Raw genomic sequence first — 21362 nt, 5'->3', positions numbered from 1 at the left:
AACGGAGAAGCAATTAACGACTAAGTGTGGAAGGTATGGGAAGGGGATGAGTGAGTATAGAAAAACCAATGCCCCACACTCCCGTTTCTCCCTCTCCGGGGATTTGTAGTAAGATTTTAGGGAATTTACATAACCATTGTACGGGAGGGTTTTTGACAGTAACTGTTGGGAAATCTCTAGCATTTTTATAGATAGATCGAAGCGTCCCTACTAACAAATGACGGATGACGGATTAAAAATGGCAATAATTATTTTTACCGATTTAGACGGAACTCTGCTTAACCAAGACGATTATCGTTGTGATGCAGCCCTTCCCGTCTTAAAGGAACTCCAAGCTAAGCAAATTCCCGTCATTCCCGTTACCAGTAAAACGCGCCAGGAAGTCGAGACGCTACGTCAAGAACTCAATCTGGGCGATCCCTTTATCGTTGAAAATGGGAGTGCTGTTTTTGTCCCCCTCGACTCAAAACAGTTTGTCTTGAGCGCAAAAATCGAGCGGGAAGGCTATCAACTCGAACTTTTGGGCTGTACCTATGCAGAAGCTCGACAAGGACTCGCGGCAGTTGCAAAGATGCTTGGGGAACGATTGCGAGGCTTTGGCGATCTCAGCGAACAAGAGATCGGGCAACTGACCGGACTATCCGAGCAAGAAGTCAAACGGGCAAAAGCGCGGGAGTTTACAGAGCCATTTCTTACTCCCGATCGCGTTTCGCAACAGCAGCTACAACAAGCGGTTGAGGCGCAGGGGTTTCAAGTCGTCGTCGGGGATCGCTTTTCTCATCTAATCGGCAGCGGTGCTGGCAAAGGCAAAGCCGTTCGCTGGTTAGTTCGGCATTATCGATTTCCTAAAGCAGAGGAAAAACTGATTACGGTGGGATTGGGCAACAGCCCCAACGATTTAGCTATGCTTGAAGCCGTAGATGTTCCTATCGTCGTTCCTAGCGCAAAAGCACCCCATCCGGGTTTGATGGGGCGAGGCTGGCAAGTCGCTCCCGCACCCGGTTGCCAAGGTTGGGCAACCGCAGTAGTCAGTGTGTGCGATCGCTTGTTAGCTTGAGTCACTCGCTCTAAAGTAAAGAATTTTTCCTAATTATTCCTTTTTATTAGTGAAATTTAAGTTTTTATAAGTTTTTAGTTGTTAAAAACTATGCTGAGGACTAATAATTGGGAATTCTAAGCGATCGCTAAATTATGGTGGCAATTAGCCGTTACCTCAGAGACAATAGAGAAGTCAGGGTCACTTAGGCGATCGAGCATATAGCGCACAAAAGTACCCTATAGAGTCGGGAAAGACATTAATTTATCAATCGTCAATCTATCACTCGGATGAGCCTTTGCATTAATCCTCGCTGTCCCAATCCCATTAATAAAGATTCACTTCTCTTTTGTGTCAGCTGTGGCTCTGAGTTACTGCTAGAGGGGCGCTATCGCGTCACGCAACAATTAGGAGGGGGAGGATTTGGCAAAACCTATGAAGTCAAGGATTCGCAAGCTGGGTACGAAAGTCAAAGCGCTCTGAAAGTCCTGAAAGTTCTGACTTATAATCATCCCAAGTACGTCGAGCTTTTTCAACGAGAAGCACAATTTTTAGCGAGATTAAACCATCCAGGAATTCCGAAAGTCGAACCGGATGCTTATTTTGTTTATTATCCTCACAATAGTGCCGATCCCTTGCACTGTCTGGTGATGGAAAAAATCGAGGGACTCGATCTCAAAGAATATATCAATCGCAGGGGGTCTTGCATTAGCGAGAAACGAGCCATTCAATGGTCGATCGAGCTAGTCTCAATTTTGAAAGAGATTCACAGCCATCACTTTTTTCATCGAGATATTAAGCCCTCCAATATTATGCTCCGAGCCGACGGACAGTTGGTATTGATCGACTTTGGCACGGCGCGAGAAGTAACGGAAACCTACTTATCAAAGCGATCCGAAGGACAAGTTACGGGGCTGTTTTCGGCTGGGTACAGTCCTCTCGAACAACTCAACGGTCAGGCTGTTCCCGAATCGGATTTTTTTGCGTTAGGACGTACCATTGTTTATTTGCTGACGGGCAAACATCCCAGTGAATTTTACGATTCCTATGTAGACGATTTGCGCTGGCGAGAGGCTGCGCCCAATGTTTCTCCTATGTTTGCCGATTTCCTCGATCGCATGATGGCACGCTTACCCAGCCAGCGACCGAAATCGGCAGAAGTCATCCTGCGCGAGTTAGAAGAAATTTATCGCAGTTTGTACGGCAGCGATCCCCACTCTCGCATGAAAACGTCCGTTGCGATCGAACCCTTGCAACAAAAGCCCGCTTCTCCAGAAATAGAGACAACTACCGTACAAGCGACTCGACCACTACCCGATCGCGCTCCGCCAAAAGTTCTAGCACGGGCGACAACAGACGACTCTGGACTCGATCCAAATTTTATCTCTCGCTGCCAGCAAGAACTCGCCCAATTCATCGGACCGATGGCTTCTATTATTTGCCAGCGAATTCTGAGTAAAAATCCTACCATCTCTCCTAGAGACTTTGTGGAAGCTTTAGCTGACAAAATTCCCGATCCAAAGCAAGCAGAAGAATTTCAGCGGCGAGTTCTCAAATGAAGGCAAGTTTATACTTCTGACGATGCCACAACCGATTGTGGCTTGGCAAAAATCATTCGTCCCGCCGAAGTTTGCAGGGCGGAAGTCACGATGACTCGCACTTCTCCCCCCACATAATCTTTGCCTTCTTCCACGACTACCATCGTCCCGTCTTCGAGATAGCCGACTCCTTGGGTTGGTTCTTTACCCGGCTTAAGGATTTTTAACTCGATCGTGTCGCCGGGAAGATAAATGGGACGGATTGCCTGTGCTAAATCGTTGACGTTGAGAATCGCCACTTTTTGTAGGTTGGCGACTTTACTGAGGTTGTAGTCGTTAGTAAGCAGCGTAGCGTTGATTTCCTGTGCCAAACGAATCAACTTAGCATCCACGGCTGTCAGATCTTCGTAATCAGCCGGATGAATGATAATTTGTTCTGGAAAGGCTTCTTGGATGCGATTGAGAATATCGAGTCCTCTTCGCCCTCGAACCCGTTTTTGATCGTTGCTGGCATCGGCTAGCTGCTGCAATTCCTGCAAGACAAACTGAGGTACGAGAATTTGCCCCTCAATAAAGCCAGTTGCCAATAGTTGCTCGATCCGACCATCGATAATACAGCTGGTATCGATAATCTTACTGGTGGCTGGTTGCAGCGTTCCTTCTGCAACTAGCATGGTTTCGATGCTGTTGGGATCGATCAGTCGTAAAAAGGTGCGCCCGTGGGTATCAGCTAAACTAATGCCTAGAAAGGAGAAGATAACGCTGCCCAAAATTGCCATCATTGGCTTGATGAAAGCGAATTCTTCAGGAATAGGTAGCAGAAAGATCGGTGCTAGCATCAAGTTAGCAATTAGGAGTCCGACGACTAGCCCCACTGCTCGCGTCAGAATCGTTTCAATTGAGGTTTTGCGAATCTGGGCTTCTATGCGACGATAGGTGGTTTGGGCAACTAGACCGAGTGCCAAACCGATAATCGAGGTAAAACCAGCCGTTAACCACCGCAACGCCTCAATATTAGAAATTTGCTCCTGTATCGCACGTGGCAGCAAATCGACGCTATCAAAGCCGACTCCGGCGGCTGCTAGGATGAATAGAATAATAATGATTGCGTCAAGCATGTTTCCGATCCAATGAAACTCCTTGGGAGTTCGGGTTATAAATTCGAGAAACTTTGTTGATGAAAGATATGAAACGTCCCTATTATATCTCTTCGATCGCCAAAGTTTCGTGCTTTTTTGGTTAAAAGTGTTGCCTTAATTACAATCGGAACAGAATCTGTAAAAATTTGGAAAATCCCCAAAAATTACGGTTTGTAAAGCAGACTAAACCCCCTTTAGAGGAGTCTACCAAGACCGGCTTCTGTCCGGAAAGGAGTTCTTTCAATTGTGTTTTAAATCGAGGGGAAAGAAGAGATTAGTTTTTGAAACATAATTAATCCTATTAAGAATCAATATTATTGTTTTATTCAGGAAGGTATTAATGAGAGAAATACAGCTAGAAACTCAAAATTTTTCCAGGCAAAAAATAGCCCAAGATATAGTTCAAACCGATCTTCCTCGTTTTGCTTACATTCATATTCCCTTTTGTCGTCGGCGCTGCTATTACTGCGATTTTCCGATCTCCGTACTGGGAAATAAAACCAACATTAACACCTCCGTTTCTATTGCTGAGTATGTTGAAGTGTTGTGCCAAGAAATCGCAGTTGCACCCGGATTCGGACAGCCATTAGAAACGGTTTTCTTTGGCGGAGGAACTCCTTCCCTACTGCCAGTCAAATATTTAGAACGCATCTTAGAAACGCTCTCGCAATGCTTCGGGATCGCCTCGGATGCAGAAATTTCCATAGAGATGGATCCAGGAACATTTACCTTAGAACAGTTGCAAGGGTATCTTCAGGCTGGAGTCAATCGTGTCAGTCTGGGAGTGCAAGCCTTTCAGGACGAATTACTGCAACTTTGCGGGCGATCGCATTCCGTTAGCGATATCTTTGCGGCAGTTGATTTAATTCGCCAAGCCGGTGCGGATAATTTCAGCATAGATCTGATTTCGGGTTTGCCGCATCAAACGTTAGAACAATGGCAAGCCTCTGTTGAGAGTGCGATCGCGCTTTCGCCCAAACACCTTTCTTGTTATGACTTGGTACTCGAACCCGTCACCGCTTTTGGCAAGCAATATCAACCCGGAGAAACTCCTTTACCAACGGATGAAATGACCGCCCAAATGTATCGTCTCGCCCAGCAAATGTTAACAAGGGCAGGATATCAACATTACGAAATTTCTAATTATGCCCGAGAGGGCTATCAATGCCGCCACAATTGCGCTTATTGGGAGAATCAAGCTTTTTATGGCTTTGGTATGGGAGCTGCTAGTTATGTTAGGAGACAGCGATTTACTCGCCCGCGCACGAGAGTTGAATATTATGCCTGGGTACAACAATTGAAAGAAAATCATGACGCGATCGATTGTCCAGAAACTTCGGAGTGCGATCGCCTTTTGGAAACACTAATGCTCGGATTGCGCCTTGCAGAAGGAGTAGATTTATCTCAGCTTTGTCAGCAATTTGGAGAAGAAATTTTAGAGAAAATTTGGACTTGTTTGCATCCTTATACGCAACAAGGTTGGGTAGAATGGATAACAACAGAAAGTCGAGACAATTCGCAATTAACAATTCGCAATAAAATAAGATTAACCGATCCCGAAGGATTTTTATTTTCTAACACTATTTTAGCTGCTTTGTTCGAGCGGTTAGGATAAAAATCAAAATGCACAAACTTCCAAGATTTCAAGATAAAAAATTATGGCAATGTGCCCTTACCCATCGTTCCTATATCAACGAAAATTCCGATACTAACGAACATAACGAACGCTTAGAATTTTTGGGAGATTCTGTTCTTGGATTTCTAGTCAGTGAATTTCTCTATCAGAGATATCCCAATTTAAGCGAAGCCCAACTGACTCGCCTGCGCAGCTCTTTAGTAGACGAGACGCAACTGGCTAAATTTGCCATGGAACTGGGCATCGGAGAATACATGCGACTCGGTAAAGGCGCTCAAAAAGATGGCGGTCGCCAAAATCCTGCCCTATTGAGCGATACCTTTGAAGCAATTATAGGTGCATATTTTCTTGATTCGGGACTCGAATCCGTCCGCGAATTTGTTAGGACTTTGTTTCAATCAGTTGCTGATAGTATTGTACTTCCTCAATCCGATACGAATTCCCAAAATCTGGTTGATGTAAAAAATCGCTTTCAGCAATGGGCGCTAGCAGAATTTGGCTGCAATCCCGAATATTTTCTCATAGAAGAATCGGGACCCGCTCATGCTAAGGCTTTTACGTTTGGCGTGCGCGTAAATGGCTTTGTATACGGCATTGGTACGGGTCGCCGCAAACAAGACGCGACAAAAGCCGCCGCAGAGGAGGCTTTGAAGAAGGTGTTGAATGAATATTAAAAAGTCCAGCTTAGGTTTCAACGATCGCTCGCAAGTTACCGCGCTTTTTGACCACTCGACAGGCAGTTGCCATACCGGTGCGTTCAAAATCGAGATCCACAATTGTCGAACCAATGCGTAGGTTTTGAATTGACAGTTTATTGATGAAATCGGGCAAGGTAGGATCGACGATGCGCAGGCAATTTCCAGGGGCATCGGGTACCAAATTCAGCATTAGAGTCAGCAGTTGAAAGATACTTCCCGTCGCCCAAGCTTGAGGGGAACAAGCTACGGGATATTGTATGGGATGGCTGCCGTCGATGCGATCGTGACCGCAAAAAAGTTCGGGAGGGCGTTGATAGGGTTGCTGCAAGGTCATGTCAATCGTGCCTTTAACAACTTCCAAGGCAGAGTCAATCAAACCTAAAGCCCGCAATCCCGAGGCAATAATGGCATTATCGTGGGGCCAAACCGAACCGACATGGTATCCCATGGGATTGTAAGCGGGAGAGTTGCTGCTGAGGGTACGGATTCCCCAGCCGCTAAATAGATCCGGTGCGAGTAGCCTTTCTGCGACGCTAGCCGCTTTTTCTGGCGTAAAAATATCCAGAGATAAACAATGACCGGGATTAGAGGTAATACTATCGACGGGTTTTCCTTCGCCATCGAGCGCTAGGGCGCAGAAATCTTCGTCTTCTAGCCAAAAATCGCGATTAAATCGCAATTTTAGCTCTCTCGCTTCTTCTTCCCAACGAGTGGCGAGATCGATATGATGCTTGATGCGAGCAATGTGCGCCAGTCGGATTTTAGCAGCGTAGACGTAGGCTTGTACTTCGCATAGCGCGATCGCGCCCGTTGCTAGTTTACCATGGCGATCGACGATGCAATCGCCAGAATCTTTCCATCCCTGATTCACCAAACCCCGCGTAGACTTAGACTTGCGCTCGTAACTCAGATAGCCCGTCTTTTGGCATTGAGCATCAATCCAATCCATTGCTGCCAGAGCATTAGACCATAACCGATCTAACGTGAGATGGTCGTTTGTCCAAGCATAATACTCCGCATAGAGCATTAACCACAGAGGCGTAGCATCTACCGTACCGTAGTAAGGCGTATGGGGAATTTCTCCACAACGAGCCATTTCTCCCAATCGGAGTTCGTGCAAAATTTTGCCGGGTTCTTCGTCGCGCCACTCGTCGTTAACTTGACCTTGATAGTGCGCCAGAAGTTGCAAGGTGTCTTTAGCAATTGTCGGATCGAGAATCAGGGTTTGGGAAGCAGCAATCAAAGCATCTCGTCCAAAGAGAGTCGAAAACCAAGGAACGCCTGCGGAAAGGGCTTTATACTCTTGAAAGTTTTGCAAGAGTAAGTAGATGTCTTGCTCGGCACGAGAAATTACCTGGTTAAAGGTTTCATTATCGGAACGAATTTTGGTGACTCGCTGACACCATTCCTGTTCTTCAAGCAAATTAGCGGCTTTGGCTTGTCCGAGGGTGGTAGCTATCTCGCGGGCCACCGTAGACTTATGATTCGTCATCATTTGCAGCCGATAGCCTATTTTTTTAGTGGCGTGAGGTTCGAGGGACAATTGCCAAACCGCAGTGTAGCCTTTGAAGCAGTCGGGCGGATTTTGGTAAAACTGAATGCGGGATTCCATTAATAAACCGTCTAGTCCCTGATAGGCAAGGATTAAAGAGTCTTGCTGGAACTCGGAAAGCATCAGGAATTTTTGGGGATCGACTCCCCGTGGGATCTGTCTGAGGAATTTTCCTCTCTTTTTGCGCTGTTGACCCCGAATTTCAAACAAATCGGCAAAATCAGCCTCAAAAGTGAGGGCGATAGAAAAACTGACCGCTTTAGTGTTGTAGTTAGTTATTTCTATCTCTTCAAACAAGCCGCCGTTGAGAACGATTTCTCGCTGAATGCCGATAGTTTCTGGTTCGATATCTGGCAGACGGGGATTGGAACACAAAACCGAAAGAGCGAATCCTTTATCTGCATTGCTACTCAAAAGGATGGGAGAAAACTGTTTGGCAGCTTTGCCATTGGTGACGCATTCTTCAATTTGCAACTCCAATCGACTCAAGAAACGGGTGTCGTGACAAAATAATCCCAGGTTAATTGTCTGCTCATTTTCCAAGCCATCGGCAATATTTCCTAGAGTATCTGCGATCAAAAACAATTCGTCGGCTTTGAGAGTTAGCTTTGGGACTGGATGGTTGCTTGGTACACGGGGCCACTCTGGAAGCGACCGCCTATCGGCAAAAATAAATTGTTTGCTATCTCGTTCAAAAATCTCTAAATCCATACAAGTGACGCTTGTGAGAATAAGACTAATTAAGTAGGAGTCGGCGCGATCGCAATTAAGGCACGACTATATGACTATCCGGCTCTTTTGCGTAAACTTAACCCCACCCTTTTAGGGCGGGGTTTCCGCGTCATTTGTCCGATTGTCGCCCATACACTGGGATTTCCTACGCTCTCTTGGTAAGGATACAGGCAAGTAACTCATCAGTCTAGCAGCGTATCTAACCAAAATCGATGAAATTATGGCGCGATCGCTAGCAAACCTGTATTATTCTCGACAGCGATCCTAAGTGATTAAATATGTTTCTAATTGAATCAATTTTCTTACTTTGTTGATGCAAGCGATTTTTTTCAATGAGGCAATTCACTTAATGTCCAATAATTATTCAGAGCAACCATTATTTGAGCGAAATTCATAAAAGTTACGGGTTTGAGAATATATCCACCAACATTTAGGTTATATGCTTCTAGTTTGTCTTTATCCTCATCGGAGGTAGTCAGTACGATAACAGGCGTCGCTTTTAGTTCGGGATCGGCTCTCAATTCCTGAAGGAATTCTATTCCATTCATTTTGGGCATATTGAGATCGAGCAAAATCAGCCTCCGGTGAGTTGGCATTATTGGAGGTTTCCCTTCCTGTCCTCGCAACATTGCCAGAGCCTCTAATCCATTTCCTGCAACGTAAAGAGGATTGGTAATATTATTTTTTTTAAATGCCCGTTTGATATTCATTACATCGACTTCATCGTCTTCTACCAGCAGAATATTAATAACTTTCTCTTTCATTGGCAATTTTTTCTAGCTATTTTATTAGCTTCTGATTTTATCTCAATATTTTATCTTTTTACTTAAAAAGCTTAAGCAAATTGGTTGATATTTTTCATCTTCCTTCGGAAAGAAATATATTTCTATAATTTTTTATTTGAGACTAATTGGATCGAGGTTGTCGAACTCTTATTTATAACTAACTAATTGACTCGTTTTCTCCTTGCCAATCGGGGCAGCCTTCTTTTTCCATCCAGCCATAGGGATGAAAACCGCAAATCAGGCGAATGCGAGTTGTCTGAGTAAGACCATAGGCTTTTCCGTGATAGTGACGACAACCTTGACAGGCTAAAGGACGCGAGGATTCAACTCGGTCAAACCCCAATTGAGCGCGTAAAATTTGGCATTGAGACTGGTGGCGATGCCAGCATCGCGAGATAGCTCGGTGTCTGAGTAAGTTAGCCGTTGAAATTGATGTTCCAGACATAATACTTAACTTCAAGTTTTTTTGTTATTAATGTAACGTTGCGCGACACTCCTGAGATTTGCCAAAATCTAGCAAGATAGATTCGCAATATTTTACACCCAATAACCTTAATCCAATTCATGCAAGCCCTACAACAATTTCTCACCTTAATCATAAATTCGCTTATTTTTGCGATCGCGATCGCCGTAGCTCTTTTTGCAATCTCTAAGATTAGAGCCGAAAGATCTCCAGAAAGAACTTCATCGCCAACAGCCAGAAAAGCAGAAAAAAGTTTAAAATTAGCCCTAGAAGAAGCCGAACAGGCTAAAGCTGATTTGCCCCAACCAAACGTACCAGAAACAGCAATCCAAAAACCTCTATCCCAAGTTAAAGAATCGGTAGCTTTTCCCCTTCCCGTCCAAAAAGACATTCAGAGATTAGAAGAAAAGCTGCTTGCTATGGCAGAGTTCGGTCAAACGATAGAATTGCTTGAGGCGATCGAATACAAAACTCATCCTGACAGTCAGATCCGGAAATTGGTAGCTTCGGCTTTAGGAAATATTGCCAGTGCGAAGAAAGTTAGAGCCGAGACGCAGCGGGCCATCTCAGTTTTGGGGCAATTAAGCCGAGATACAGATCCTTCGGTTCGTCAGGCAGCTGCGATCGCTTTGGGGAAAATTAAGTCAGAACAAGTTATTCCCTATCTCAAACAAGCATTGCGAGATTTTGATAGCGATGTCGTCAAAAGTGCGAGTGAAGCTCTCAGTCAGTTTAAGAGCTATCCAGTCAATTTTCAACCTAAAAAACCGCTCCCAAAAAATCAAGCCGGAAAACAGCTACCAGATTCCGTGCCAGAAACTGTCTATCAAGAAAAGCTTAAATGGCTATGATGGGTAAGCTATAGCTTTCGGCAGCTGCGTTTGAATTTATTAGCGGTACGAAGGATTTGCCCTGCCAAAATTGCAGCCCCAAAGCCATTGTCAATATTGACTACGCCAATGCCAGTCGCACAGGAGTTGAGCATGGTCAACAGAGGAGCGATACCGCCAAAACTCGCTCCGTAACCCACACTGGTAGGAACTGCAATAACGGGGCAATCTGCCATTCCTGCAACCACGCTAGGTAATGCCCCCTCCATTCCCGCGACCACAATCAGGACATCCGCTTGGTCAATTACCTGACGATGGCTCAATAACCGATGAATTCCTGCTACGCCAACATCCCACAAACGCTGTACCTGAAAACCGCACAGTTCAGCCGTTACGGCAGCTTCTTCTGCAACGGGTAAATCTGCCGTTCCCGCAGTCAGAATGGAAATAACTCCATCATAGCTCGCGCCGGATTCAGCCGTTTTCAGGACGCAAATGCGAGCGATTGGGTAATAGATTAGACCGGGAACCTGTTCTTCAAGGTGTTCGGCCACGGCGGGTTCGATTCGAGTAGCCATGACTACGGGAGAACCTTGGCTCATGGCTTTCATAATTTGAGCAATTTGCTCGGGGGTTTTACCAGGACCCCAAATGATTTCTGGAAAACCCGTTCTTAGCTGTCGATGGCGATCGATCTTTGCAAATTCCTCAACAGGTTCAAAACTCAAGTATTTGAGCTTTTCTAGAGCAGTTTCTGGACTAACTTGACCCCTAGCAACAGATTCAAGCAGGGATTGTAAGGCTTCGGGTTGCATTTGTTCAATTACCAGTTCTTTGATGAAAGGATTTTAGATTTCGGATTTTGGATGAAAGGATTGGGGATTAGTTAGTAGTTAGTGGTTGGTGATTAGTTTTCTCCCTTGTCTCTCCACACTCCTCCCGTTTCCCAGTTTCCTGTCTCTCACTTGAGGAGCGACCTTACTCTCTGTGGAGGCCAATAAATTTTGTAAGCTTTACCGAATAAATACTCTCTGGGCAAAAATCCCCATATATGGGAGTCAAAGCTGTCATTTCGATTGTCACCCATTACAAAATAGGAGTTGGCTGGTATGGTTTCCGGCCCCCATTGATAATTAGGAGGAGCAGCGATATAGCTTTCTTGTAAAGGTTGCTCGTTAATATAAACGATACCATTATCAATGCGAAGAGTTTCTCCGGGTTTGCCAATCAATCGCTTGACGTAATAAAGATTGTCATCGCGAGCCGCTTCATCGTCAAGCACCTCGATCGCGCTAGTGGGTCTGAAGACGACGATATCTCCTCTTTGTGGCAAATCGCCATAAAAGGGTTGAACGAAAATGCGATCGCCTTTCTGCAAGGTTGGCACCATCGACTCGCTAGGAATCAGAAACATCCTTTGGTTAAGCCACTGGGGAACGTGACTCCAAAACAATCCCCACAAAAAGATCGCTCCCGCCATCACTGCTATCAGCGAACGATAAAAAGGTGTTTTCTGGTGGGGAAAAGTAATATAGGCGTGGTAAGTTGAGATCGCCTTCAAAAGCGGCGGAATGACCAGCAGCGACGCAAAAAAATCGTCAAGCTTGAGTAAAAACAGCGTCGCTGTCAAAAATAAAATACCGGAGACGGCTTTGTCGATGTATAGCTGACCCAATCCCGGTAAGACGCGAGAGATACAGACAGCAAACCAAGGGTTTTTTTGCTGGCGAGGAATTTTTTCTAAGGTTGGATCGTCTTGCTGACGATAAACGCAAAGATGGGCATCTAGTATATTGATTGAATAAAAAACTGTGGCGATGCAGAGTTCGATTAACCCGGTCACCGTATTGCCATCAGGAAAGAAAATCGACCAAAATGCGATCGCTAATAACCCTGTTTGATACGCGCAGAAAACTACGCCTTTGATCGGTTTTCCCGCATAGAACTGTCCGATACCTGGGAAAAACATCGAAAAGTTAACTGCCAACCAGGGATCTTTGCTACTAATCTTCACTGAGGTTAATCTTGAGTGAGAATCGTTTGTGTGAGGTTATTTTGATGCTATCCGCTTGCTACCCCCAATGCCTAGAGCAGGAACACTGAGATCGGCTAACTTCATCAAAAAATTACAGAATTCTACTTATACTCTTCCTTTGAGAAAAAAATCTTAATCAAACAAGCGATCGCGGAACTTGCAGCATCACTGTCTCGATCGCCGATAATAGGAGACGATACCGATTCATTACCGATAAGATCGAAATATCTTTCCTTTCTACACCTTTTATAAAGAGAGCTTAGTACGTTGAAACCTTCTGAGGAGCCATAATCCAGAGTGACCTTTGAAAAACTTCTAACTCGTTCTTTCTTTTTCCCTCTCTTAATCCTATCCCTTTGCTCTACTTTGCTATTTTCTGCCTGCAACCCACAGCAACAATCTCCAACTACGCCAACAACTACCCAGGGCAATAATGAAGTTTTAAGACTACTTTATTGGCAAGCGCCAACAATTCTCAATCCTCACTTATCCACTGGCTATAAGGATGCGGAGGCGAGTCGCATTACCTTAGAACCTTTGGCAACGTATGATAAAAATGGCAAATTAATTCCTTTTTTAGCCGCAGAAATTCCTACTCCTGAAAATGGGGGCATTGCTAAAGATGGAAAATCCGTTACTTGGAAACTCAAAAAAGGAATTAAATGGTCTGATGGCAAACCATTTACGGCGGCTGATGTAGTATTTACTTATCAATTTGTTACCAATCCTAAAGTAGGTGCGACGAGTTCGGGTCCCTATCAGGTTGTCAAAAATGTTGAGGCAATTGATGACTATACCATCAAGGTAAATTTTAAAGATATCAATCCAGATTGGTCGGCGGTATTTGTAGGATCTGAAGGAATGATTATTCCGCGTCACCTCTATGAAAAATTTAATGGAGAAAATGCTCGACAAGCTCCTGCAAATTTAAAACCAGTCGGAACGGGACCTTACCAAGTTGTAGAGTTTAGACCTGGTGATGTTGTTGTTTACGAACCCAATCCTAACTTTAGAGAAGTTGATAAGTTAGGGTTTAAACGCATTGAATTAAAAGGCGGTGGCGATGCGACTTCAGCAGCAAGAGTAGTGTTACAAACAGGCGGTGCAGATTATGCTTATAATCTTCAAGTAGAATCTTCCATCCTAAAAGGATTTGAAGCATCGGGGAAAGGTAAGCTCATCTCGGAATATGGTTCTTTAGTCGAGCGAATTATTCTTAATCAAAGCGATCCTAATAAAGCTACACTAAATGGAGAACGTTCTAGTTTAAAATTTCCTCATCCTTTCTTTAGCGATCCAAAAGTTCGTCAGGCTTTTTCTTTGGCAATCGATCGCGATACAATTTCTCAACAACTTTATGGTATTACAGGCAAACCAACTGCCAATGTTTTAGTCCTGCCAGAGCAATATAATTCTCCTAATACGAAATACGAATTTAATCTAGAAAAAGCAAAAGCTTTATTAGATGAAGCGGGATGGAAAGATACTAACGAAAATGGAATTCGCGATAAAAATGGTACAGAAATGAAAATTCTCTTTCAAACTTCAGTTAATCCCTTACGCCAAAAAACTCAAGAAATTGTCAAACAAGGATTACAAACTCTGGGCATTGCTGTAGAATTGAAAAGTATCGATCCCGGGATTTACTTCTCTAGCGATCCAGCTAATAACGATACCTTAGAAAAGTTTTATGCCGATTTGCAGATGTATACTTCAGGAAATAATAGTCCCGATCCGGTTGCTTATATGAAGTATTTTACTTGTGCAGAAATTCCTCAAAAAGCAAATAATTGGATTGGCGATAATAACGCTCGTTACTGTAACAAAGACTATGACAAACTCTGGCAAGAATCTACCCAGGAATTAGATCCGAAAAAACGGCAACAAATGTTTATTAAAATGAACGATATGCTGGTTAATCATGCGATAATTATTCCCCTCGTTCATCGCGCAGATGTTACAGCTTTTAGTAATAATTTAGTTGGTTATGACTTGACTCCTTGGGATAGAAATACTTGGAATATTAAAGATTGGAGGCGTTCTTAGATAACGGGCGATGCGATCGGGGAAATCAACAAAAACTCTCTGTATAATCTTCCATCGGTTAGAGACTCTAACGCTCGGTTGATTGTGAGACGCGATCGCGATTTTTTTCTCTAAAAACTCACGGAAACCTCGTAAACGCCATCATTAATGCTGCAATATTTAACCAGACGCTTATTAATTTCTATTCCTACGTTAATTGCGATAAGTATCGTTATTTTCACGATTTTAGCATTAGCGCCCGGCGATCCGATGGGAGAATTTGCCTCCAATCCCTCAATTACCGAAGAAGTCCGCGAAAATATTCGCAGGAGTTTGGGACTCGACCAACCGATTTATATCCGTTATTTTAAGTGGGCTTGGGCATTTATTCGAGGCGATATGGGGTACTCTTTTGCCAGTCGCAGCCCAGTTTTAGATGTAATCTTACAACGTTTGTCAACAACTTTATGGATTGTCGGTTTTGCCTATCTTTTGGGAGTATTAGTAGCACTTCCTCTTGGCATTCTTTCTGCCCTGAAACGTTATTCTTGGCTCGATAAATTTATTACTACTTTTGCCTTATTAGGATTTTCTTTACCGACTTTCTTTACCGGATTGCTTTTTATTATTATCTTTGGCGTTCAACTTAACTGGTTTCCCTTTATCTACAACAGCACTTTACAAATTACTAATTGGGAAACTTTTGTCGAACAAATTAGACAATCGATTATGCCAGTGTGCGTGCTGGTATTGTATCAGTCAGCCGTATTAATGCGCTTCGTTCGTTCGTCGGTGCTCGAAGAACTCGTTCAGGAATACGTGCGCACGGCTTATGCCAAAGGGTTGAGTAGTTTTGCCGTTCTAAAAAACCACATTCTCCGCAATGCCATGATTCCTGTGGTTACCTTAGTAGCTCTGGACGTTCCTGCAATTTTTACCGGAGCTTTGGTCACAGAACAAGTCTTTCGCGTTCCTGGAATTGGAGCGCTGCTAGTCGATTCGATTAAGAGCAGCGATACTCCTGTTGTCATGGCAATTACCTTTATCTATGCAATTTTGATTGTCATTTTTAACTTGGTTGCCGATCTTACCTATGGTTTTCTCGATCCGCGAGTTCGCTACTGATCGTTACGCGGCTACTGGCAACACGACTTTAAAAGTCGATCCTCTTCCCAGTCTGCTGGTGACAGAAATCGAGCCATGGCAACGCCGCAGCAGTTGTTGCACGATGGTTAAACCCATTCCAGCTCCTGCCGTTTCAGTGCTGGTGGCATTGCGTCCGCGATAGAAACTATTAAAGATTTTGGGAATATCGTTACTGTCAATGCCAACGCCTGTATCGCTAACCGTTAACTCGACTACATTATTATTGAGAGCCGCTTGCACGTAAACCCGACCATTGGCTGGCGTAAATTTGAGGCTATTGCTGAGCAGATTGCGGAGAATTTGCCTGAGCCAATTACCGGGACAGGCAACGGAAGGCAAATCTGCCGGGACGGTGTAGCCTAACATAATCCCTTTTTCTTCGGCAATGGGTTGATAGATGCTGACGATTCCCGGAATTAAGTCTTCTAGCCTTAAAGATGACTCTGAGTCGTCAATGGGCTGGTTAAATTGTTCTAATTCGAGTAAACCCGTCAGGAGAGAATTTTGACGATCGCACTGTTGCTGGAGCAGTTGCAAATAACGCTGACGCTGTTCCCGCCTGTTCTGTGTGGAATCTATCAAGCGCAATGCAGTTTTCATATTGGTCAGATAGAGGCTGAGTTCCCGCGTTAGGTTGGTAAGCAATTCATGATGAAAACTGAGGGATTCGGTAAAGCTCTTAATGGTTGCTTCGGATTTGGCAAACTGAGTCGCGTCGCTTTGCTGAATTTGTTTGAGCAACAAATTAGTCATCAGCGTTGAGTCAATCGAGGTAGGTAAAGCACTCGATATCAGCGTATCGGCGAGCAAGGATTCTGGCGTGCTGTCGGTGACGGTAAGGACTTGTTTAATTCCGGCTAAAACGTTAACGATCGCGGCTGGCTCGAAGCTATAGACTATTTTTAGCCGAGATGACTGAGGTGATGTCCCTTCTGCAAGCCCTTGTGCGGTTTGTCTTTGAGCAAGGAGCGAGCTGCAAAATTGGGACGACAGGACGATTAAAAAATATTCTCGTTTTAGCTGGGAACTGGCTTCTAGAACCAGAGGAACGATTTCAGCAGCACAAGAGAGCACCGGAGGAATTTGACTGGCAATAGTGCCAATAGTGCATAGATAAATCTGTTCGGGTTGTCCTTGTTGGGAATAGCGCTCGATTTCTGCTAGCCAGCGTCCGGTAGTTGGCAGTTTCACCCATAGCGTCGCGGCAATTTTTTGCTCGATTAGGAAATCGACGATCGCAGCAATCGAGGCTCTAAATGTAGTAGAACTCACCGTCAGCGTTGGCGCGGGAGGCGTACCCTCCTGAGTTAGCCGATATAGGGAAAGTTCTGCATTAGATGGCAAATTCATCGGTTTTGTAAGTATTTCTTGATTAAGACTAGCGTAGGTGCTTTCTGGTTGCTAATTGCTAAAGCTCGATCGCTTATTTAATTTACAAGGCATAAAAACATAAATATCCAACTATGTATAGAATGTTAATCGCGATCGCAATGGCTTTGGCAAAACTCGATGGCAGCAACCCAAAAAAACACGATGGCAACATTAGCATTGGGCGCGATCGTTTTGCCTAAGAAAGCCAGGTTGAGAATATAGTGACTGGGGGTATTGATGATAAATGCCATAGCTATTCTCCTGAAATCTACCCATAGGGTATTTCCAGTTCTGATTTTTGCTGTTTATATTTTCTATGTACCCTTCAAAAAAATTAGACTAGCTTGAGAAATTCATGGGAATAACAACGCCAGATTGGGTCAAAAATGCCGTATTTTATCAGATTTTTCCGGATCGCTTTGCAAGGAGCCAACAATCCCATCAGGGTTTATGGATTTCTAATAATCTAGAGCCATGGGACGATCCGCCAACGCTGCAAAGATATAAAGGCGGAGATTTATGGGGAGTTATAGAAAAACTGGATTATTTAAAAGATTTGGGCGTTAATGCGATTTACTTTACCCCCATTTTCCAGTCGGCATCGAACCATCGCTATCACACCCATGACTTTTATCAAGTCGATCCGATGTTGGGAGGAAATATGGCTTTAGACGCACTTCTAGAAGCTGCCCACCAACGCAATATGAAAGTCGTTTTGGATGGGGTGTTCAATCATGCCAGTCGCGGCTTTTTCTTCTTCAACGATATTCTCGAACACGGCCCCCTTTCTGCTTGGCTGGATTGGTTTATTGTTGAAGGCTGGCCCGTATCTGCCTATGATGGCAGCAAACCTGCCAATTACATCAGTTGGGCAGATAATCGCGCTCTGCCACAATTCAATCACGATAATCCCCAAGTACGGGAATATATCATGCAAATTGGGGAATATTGGCTTAAAAAAGGCATCGATGGTTGGCGATTGGACGTTCCTAATGAAGTCAAAGCACCAGGATTTTGGCAAGAATTTCGTAGCCGAGTAAAAGCGATTAATCCCGATGCATATATCGTAGGAGAAATTTGGGAAGATTCGCGACAGTGGCTCGATGGAACCCAGTTTGATGGAGTGATGAATTATCTATTTGCTGCCCCGACGATCGCGTTTACCGCAGGCGATCGCGTTATTATGGAATTTGTCGAAAGTCCGAGTTACGACCCCTATCCTGCCCTCTCTGCCCCAGAATACGCCGAAAAAATCCAGCAGTTGCTCGCCCTCTATCCGTGGGAAATTCAATTAACCCAGTTAAATTTACTCAACAGCCACGATACGGCAAGATTGCTGACCATCGCTGGGGGCGATCGCGCTAGTGTAGAGTTAGCGACTTTACTCCTATTCACCTTTCCTGGCGCGCCGAGTATTTTTTATGGCGATGAAGTGGGTTTGCCAGGAGGATTAGATCCCGATTGCCGTCGCGGATTTCCCAAAGAAGAAAATTGGGATTTAGAGGTATTAAACTATCACAAAAAATTGATTGCTGTGCGCAATAAATATGCTGCCCTACGAACTGGCGACTATCGGGTTCTCTATGCCCAAGGCGGCGTTTACGTATTTTCTCGGAGTTTGGGCACAGAAAAACTGATAGTTGCGGTTAACGTCGATACAAACCCTGCTGCAATAACTGTGGAGTTTGCGGATCTGCAAACCCGTCCAGAAAATTTATTATATGGAAAGGGTAGAGTTTTGTGGCAGGGAAATCGACTAAAATTAGATATTCCCTCTCGCACGGGCTGCATTATTGGGTGAAGTTTTCAACTCACCAATAAAACGATCCCTTCTAAGGTGAGAAAATCTCGATCGCTCGCTTGCGTCATTGACTGGGAAAGATATGTTACACGTTACTAAAACAACTATTATTAAGCCAGCAGAATCGATGCCAAAGAAACTTGCAAAAAAACTTTTAGGAGAAATTTTACAAGAGGCAGGCTTGGTTTCAGCCGCACAAATTCAGATCGCGCTCCAAGATCAGGGTATATATGACGATATGCGCATTGGAGAAATTTTGGCGCTGCGAGGATGGCTAAAACAGGAGACAGCCGATTTCTTTGCCGAAAGATTTCCCGCCCTCGTCAAGCAACCTAATAAAAAGCCGCTTGGCGTTTATTTAAAAGAAGCTGCTTTGCTCGACGACCATCAGATTAGAATTCTTCTTGCGGAGCAACAAAAGAATCCAACACCGAGAATTCGCTTTGGCAAATTAGTCGTTCTCAAAGGGTGGCTCAAACAAGATACGGTAGACTTTTTCTTAGATAATTTGGCGGCTAGAGCCGAACAAGATAAAGTCTATATCAGTCAGACAGTTCTAAAAACGCTGACTAACCATCCATTTCCAAACAAGTAAGAACCCCTTTTGTAACAGGTTGTCTCAAAAGTAGAGAATGTCATGTTGAGCTTAGCAATAGCGAAGCAAAACATCTTAGAGGATGTTTGCAAAGTGTAGTTTTTGTTATGCCCAACCTAGCCCTTCACTTCGAGATGAGGGTATACTCCGCTCAGTGAAGCATCTCAGCCTCAACAAAAAATTAGGATTGTTCGCTTCATTTCATTGCACTCACAATGACAAATTCTACTCATCTTGGACTTTCCAATCATCCTCTCAGTACACCAACTCCAAACAGAGATTCTTCGTTACGTTCTACCGTACTGAGAATGACAAAATGGACTTTTGGGATGTCCTCTAAATGGAGTGTTGCTAACCGATTAGTGATTACCGATCTCAAATCCGTTTGTATCGGAGGAATTATCGATAGTACGAGCCTCAATGCTCGCGCTGTTCGGGACTATACGCGAGCGGGGCGCTCGCACTACTATGTATATACAATTCCAACATTAACGGAATTAACATGACAACTAATATTAGTGCGTGAATGCTCCGACTCATGACGCTGGGCGTACATGAGCGGCTTCCCCCTCCCAAAGATGAGACAGGGTAATCGGCATTCTCGATTTACTTCCAGAACTTTGGCTGGAAGACAACTGACGACCATTTCTGTACGCCAGTTTTAGCAGATGCGCCCAGTGTCGGGCTGTAATATTTTGACTACTATTAAGGTCGGCATGGTAACGCTTTCCACTCTGGAAAGTAGCTAATGTGTAATTGTCTTGACTGCGCTTGAGTTGACCAGAACCGTCATACGCCCATGACGATGTACCGCGAGGGCAGACTAACTCTACCTTGCCACGCATTTCAACAAATTTGTTTTCGGTTAATTGCACCCACAATTGATGCAACCAACCATGAAATCGTTGCTTTAGGGGAGAACGTTTCTTGCCTGCCTTTGGCTTCCAATCTTTCAGGTTTTCAAACACAATTACAGATGCCCCTTGAGAAAGTGCGAATTGCACGATCTCCTTCGAGATGTGCTGCGCCATATTGTGATTGATTCCTCTAGCGCGTCGATATAACCCTTGGCAGAAGCCTCTGTGCAGTTTCTTGGTTAACCTCGCCTTGCGTCGAATCTGCCCTAAGACTTTGTCGCGACGGTCTATGTCTCTCCCTCGATGAAAGAATTTTCGAGAGATTACAGTGCCGTCGCTACTGACAATAGTAGCAGTTGCTGTTTTGTGTTAATCCCTACGTCTACAGCACAGACTAATTTTCCTCCTAATTTAGACGGGTGCAACTTGAAAGGTACACCCAGGCGAGCTTTGCCATTTCTGACAATCAGTAACGGTGATAGCCCCTTGCTGTGCGCCAACAAATGACGTTCTCTGACTTGCGCGATTTGAACGTCTATCCAAACCCAATCAGAACCATTCCATACCTTGATTTGGGCGCTACCAAAGCTATCGGAGAACTTAATACATTACCCTCGATATAAAGCGGGATAGCAGCCTGCTTGTGGATTGAATCTTAGGGGTAGTGCATCTCTCCGTTTACGCTTGCCGGACTGCCAATCGTAATAGCGAGTTTGAAATGAACAAACCTGCCCTCCTACAAACTCGATAGCTGCTCGGCGCAGGTAAGACGGGAACTTATACAACCGCTTCCGGAAATACTGGTACTTGGGATTTGGGTTGCTACTGGTTTTGTGAATTAGCTTTTCAATCGCCGTACAACGACAAGTCGCTCCTACAATCTCCGTCGAGTGACCCATAACCACATAGGACAGCGCTTTGCAGAACCAATGATATTCGTCAATCGTCGCCTCCACATAACTTAATTGTTCTGGAGTCGGGTTTAACTGCCATCGGTCTGTGCGTACAATTGAATTAACCATAATGGTAGTATATATCGTGTCAACACCCTGTTAAAGTACATCGAGAATCAGGATGAGCCAGGTAAACTCGGCGTGCTGCTAACTACCGATTGATGGCAACG

19 protein-coding genes are annotated in these 21362 nt (G+C 44.4%); 9 read left to right on the top strand and 10 right to left on the bottom strand.

Annotation, left to right across the window (positions count from 1 at the left end; genetic code table 11):
* Window positions 1–238 precede the first annotated feature (238 nt).
* Both PLE7327_RS20280 and PLE7327_RS20275 read left to right on the top strand, forming a co-directional pair.
* Window positions 239–1057: a mannosyl-3-phosphoglycerate phosphatase gene (locus tag PLE7327_RS20280; RefSeq protein WP_041393671.1), complete on the top strand. Its 819-nt coding sequence runs from the start codon at window positions 239–241 to the stop codon at window positions 1055–1057.
* A 269-nt stretch (window positions 1058–1326) separates the two neighbouring features.
* Window positions 1327–2595: a serine/threonine-protein kinase gene (locus tag PLE7327_RS20275; protein ID WP_015145645.1), complete on the top strand. Its 1269-nt coding sequence runs from the start codon at window positions 1327–1329 to the stop codon at window positions 2593–2595.
* Window positions 2596–2603: 8 nt separating this feature from the next.
* On the opposite strand, the gene PLE7327_RS20270 is transcribed toward PLE7327_RS20275, so the two are convergent.
* On the bottom strand, window positions 2604–3692 hold the full coding sequence (locus tag PLE7327_RS20270; RefSeq protein WP_015145644.1) for a PIN/TRAM domain-containing protein: 1089 nt from the start codon (window positions 3690–3692) through the stop codon (window positions 2604–2606).
* Window positions 3693–4053: 361 nt separating this feature from the next.
* Between PLE7327_RS20270 and hemW the strand changes: the two genes are divergently transcribed.
* Both hemW and rnc read left to right on the top strand, forming a co-directional pair.
* Entirely contained in the window at window positions 4054–5328 is a 1275-nt protein-coding gene (hemW, locus tag PLE7327_RS20265) for a radical SAM family heme chaperone HemW (RefSeq protein ID WP_015145643.1), read from the top strand.
* Between the two features lie 8 nt (window positions 5329–5336).
* Complete coding sequence (gene rnc / locus PLE7327_RS20260; protein WP_015145642.1) at window positions 5337–6023, top strand: ribonuclease III; 687 nt, start codon at window positions 5337–5339, stop codon at window positions 6021–6023.
* 10 nt (window positions 6024–6033) lie between these two features.
* Here the strand turns inward: rnc and PLE7327_RS20255 are convergent, their stop codons facing one another.
* The 3 genes from PLE7327_RS20255 to PLE7327_RS20245 form a co-directional block, all read right to left on the bottom strand.
* On the bottom strand, window positions 6034–8310 hold the full coding sequence (locus PLE7327_RS20255; protein WP_015145641.1) for an amylo-alpha-1,6-glucosidase: 2277 nt from the start codon (window positions 8308–8310) through the stop codon (window positions 6034–6036).
* Window positions 8311–8660: 350 nt separating this feature from the next.
* Window positions 8661–9095: a response regulator gene (locus PLE7327_RS20250; protein ID WP_015145640.1), complete on the bottom strand. Its 435-nt coding sequence runs from the start codon at window positions 9093–9095 to the stop codon at window positions 8661–8663.
* A 178-nt stretch (window positions 9096–9273) separates the two neighbouring features.
* Window positions 9274–9561 (bottom strand): hypothetical protein, encoded by a 288-nt coding sequence (locus PLE7327_RS20245; RefSeq protein WP_015145639.1) that lies wholly within the window; start codon window positions 9559–9561, stop codon window positions 9274–9276.
* Between the two features lie 119 nt (window positions 9562–9680).
* Here PLE7327_RS20245 and PLE7327_RS22910 point away from each other — a divergent pair, with 119 nt between their 5' ends.
* Window positions 9681–10430, top strand: coding sequence for a HEAT repeat domain-containing protein (locus tag PLE7327_RS22910; protein ID WP_015145638.1), 750 nt, complete (start codon window positions 9681–9683; stop codon window positions 10428–10430).
* 8 nt (window positions 10431–10438) lie between these two features.
* On the opposite strand, the gene larB is transcribed toward PLE7327_RS22910, so the two are convergent.
* Window positions 10439–11224, bottom strand: a complete 786-nt coding sequence (larB, locus tag PLE7327_RS20235) for a nickel pincer cofactor biosynthesis protein LarB (protein WP_015145637.1) — start codon at window positions 11222–11224, stop codon at window positions 10439–10441.
* A gap of 146 nt (window positions 11225–11370) precedes the next feature.
* On the bottom strand, window positions 11371–12423 hold the full coding sequence (gene lepB / locus PLE7327_RS20230) for a signal peptidase I (protein ID WP_015145636.1): 1053 nt from the start codon (window positions 12421–12423) through the stop codon (window positions 11371–11373).
* Between the two features lie 318 nt (window positions 12424–12741).
* On the opposite strand from lepB, the gene PLE7327_RS20225 reads away from it, so the two are divergent.
* Together PLE7327_RS20225 and PLE7327_RS20220 are read left to right on the top strand one after the other, a co-directional pair.
* Window positions 12742–14490, top strand: coding sequence for a peptide ABC transporter substrate-binding protein (locus PLE7327_RS20225; RefSeq protein WP_015145635.1), 1749 nt, complete (start codon window positions 12742–12744; stop codon window positions 14488–14490).
* Between the two features lie 147 nt (window positions 14491–14637).
* On the top strand, window positions 14638–15594 hold the full coding sequence (locus tag PLE7327_RS20220) for an ABC transporter permease (protein WP_015145634.1): 957 nt from the start codon (window positions 14638–14640) through the stop codon (window positions 15592–15594).
* Between the two features lie 3 nt (window positions 15595–15597).
* Here the strand turns inward: PLE7327_RS20220 and PLE7327_RS20215 are convergent, their stop codons facing one another.
* Together PLE7327_RS20215 and PLE7327_RS25015 are read right to left on the bottom strand one after the other, a co-directional pair.
* On the bottom strand, window positions 15598–16965 hold the full coding sequence (locus PLE7327_RS20215; protein ID WP_015145633.1) for a DICT sensory domain-containing protein: 1368 nt from the start codon (window positions 16963–16965) through the stop codon (window positions 15598–15600).
* 125 nt (window positions 16966–17090) lie between these two features.
* Window positions 17091–17237: a hypothetical protein gene (locus PLE7327_RS25015; RefSeq protein WP_015145632.1), complete on the bottom strand. Its 147-nt coding sequence runs from the start codon at window positions 17235–17237 to the stop codon at window positions 17091–17093.
* Window positions 17238–17341: 104 nt separating this feature from the next.
* Between PLE7327_RS25015 and PLE7327_RS20210 the strand changes: the two genes are divergently transcribed.
* Window positions 17342–18787 carry a glycoside hydrolase family 13 protein gene (locus tag PLE7327_RS20210; protein ID WP_015145631.1) on the top strand — a complete coding sequence of 482 codons (1446 nt, stop codon included), beginning with the start codon at window positions 17342–17344 and terminating at the stop codon, window positions 18785–18787.
* 127 nt (window positions 18788–18914) lie between these two features.
* The gene (locus PLE7327_RS20205; RefSeq protein ID WP_144266152.1) at window positions 18915–19382 is read left to right on the top strand and encodes a hypothetical protein; all 468 of its coding nucleotides are present in this window, start codon (window positions 18915–18917) and stop codon (window positions 19380–19382) included.
* A 536-nt stretch (window positions 19383–19918) separates the two neighbouring features.
* On the opposite strand, the gene PLE7327_RS26020 is transcribed toward PLE7327_RS20205, so the two are convergent.
* Together PLE7327_RS26020 and PLE7327_RS26015 are read right to left on the bottom strand one after the other, a co-directional pair.
* Window positions 19919–20386 carry a hypothetical protein gene (locus PLE7327_RS26020; RefSeq protein ID WP_254658036.1) on the bottom strand — a complete coding sequence of 156 codons (468 nt, stop codon included), beginning with the start codon at window positions 20384–20386 and terminating at the stop codon, window positions 19919–19921.
* 461 nt (window positions 20387–20847) lie between these two features.
* Complete coding sequence (locus PLE7327_RS26015) at window positions 20848–21261, bottom strand: hypothetical protein (RefSeq protein WP_254658035.1); 414 nt, start codon at window positions 21259–21261, stop codon at window positions 20848–20850.
* Window positions 21262–21362 lie beyond the last annotated feature (101 nt).

Source organism: Pleurocapsa sp. PCC 7327 (assembly GCF_000317025.1).
Classification (GTDB): domain Bacteria; phylum Cyanobacteriota; class Cyanobacteriia; order Cyanobacteriales; family Microcystaceae; genus Hydrococcus.
This window is presented reverse-complemented; position numbering and strand designations above follow the sequence as displayed.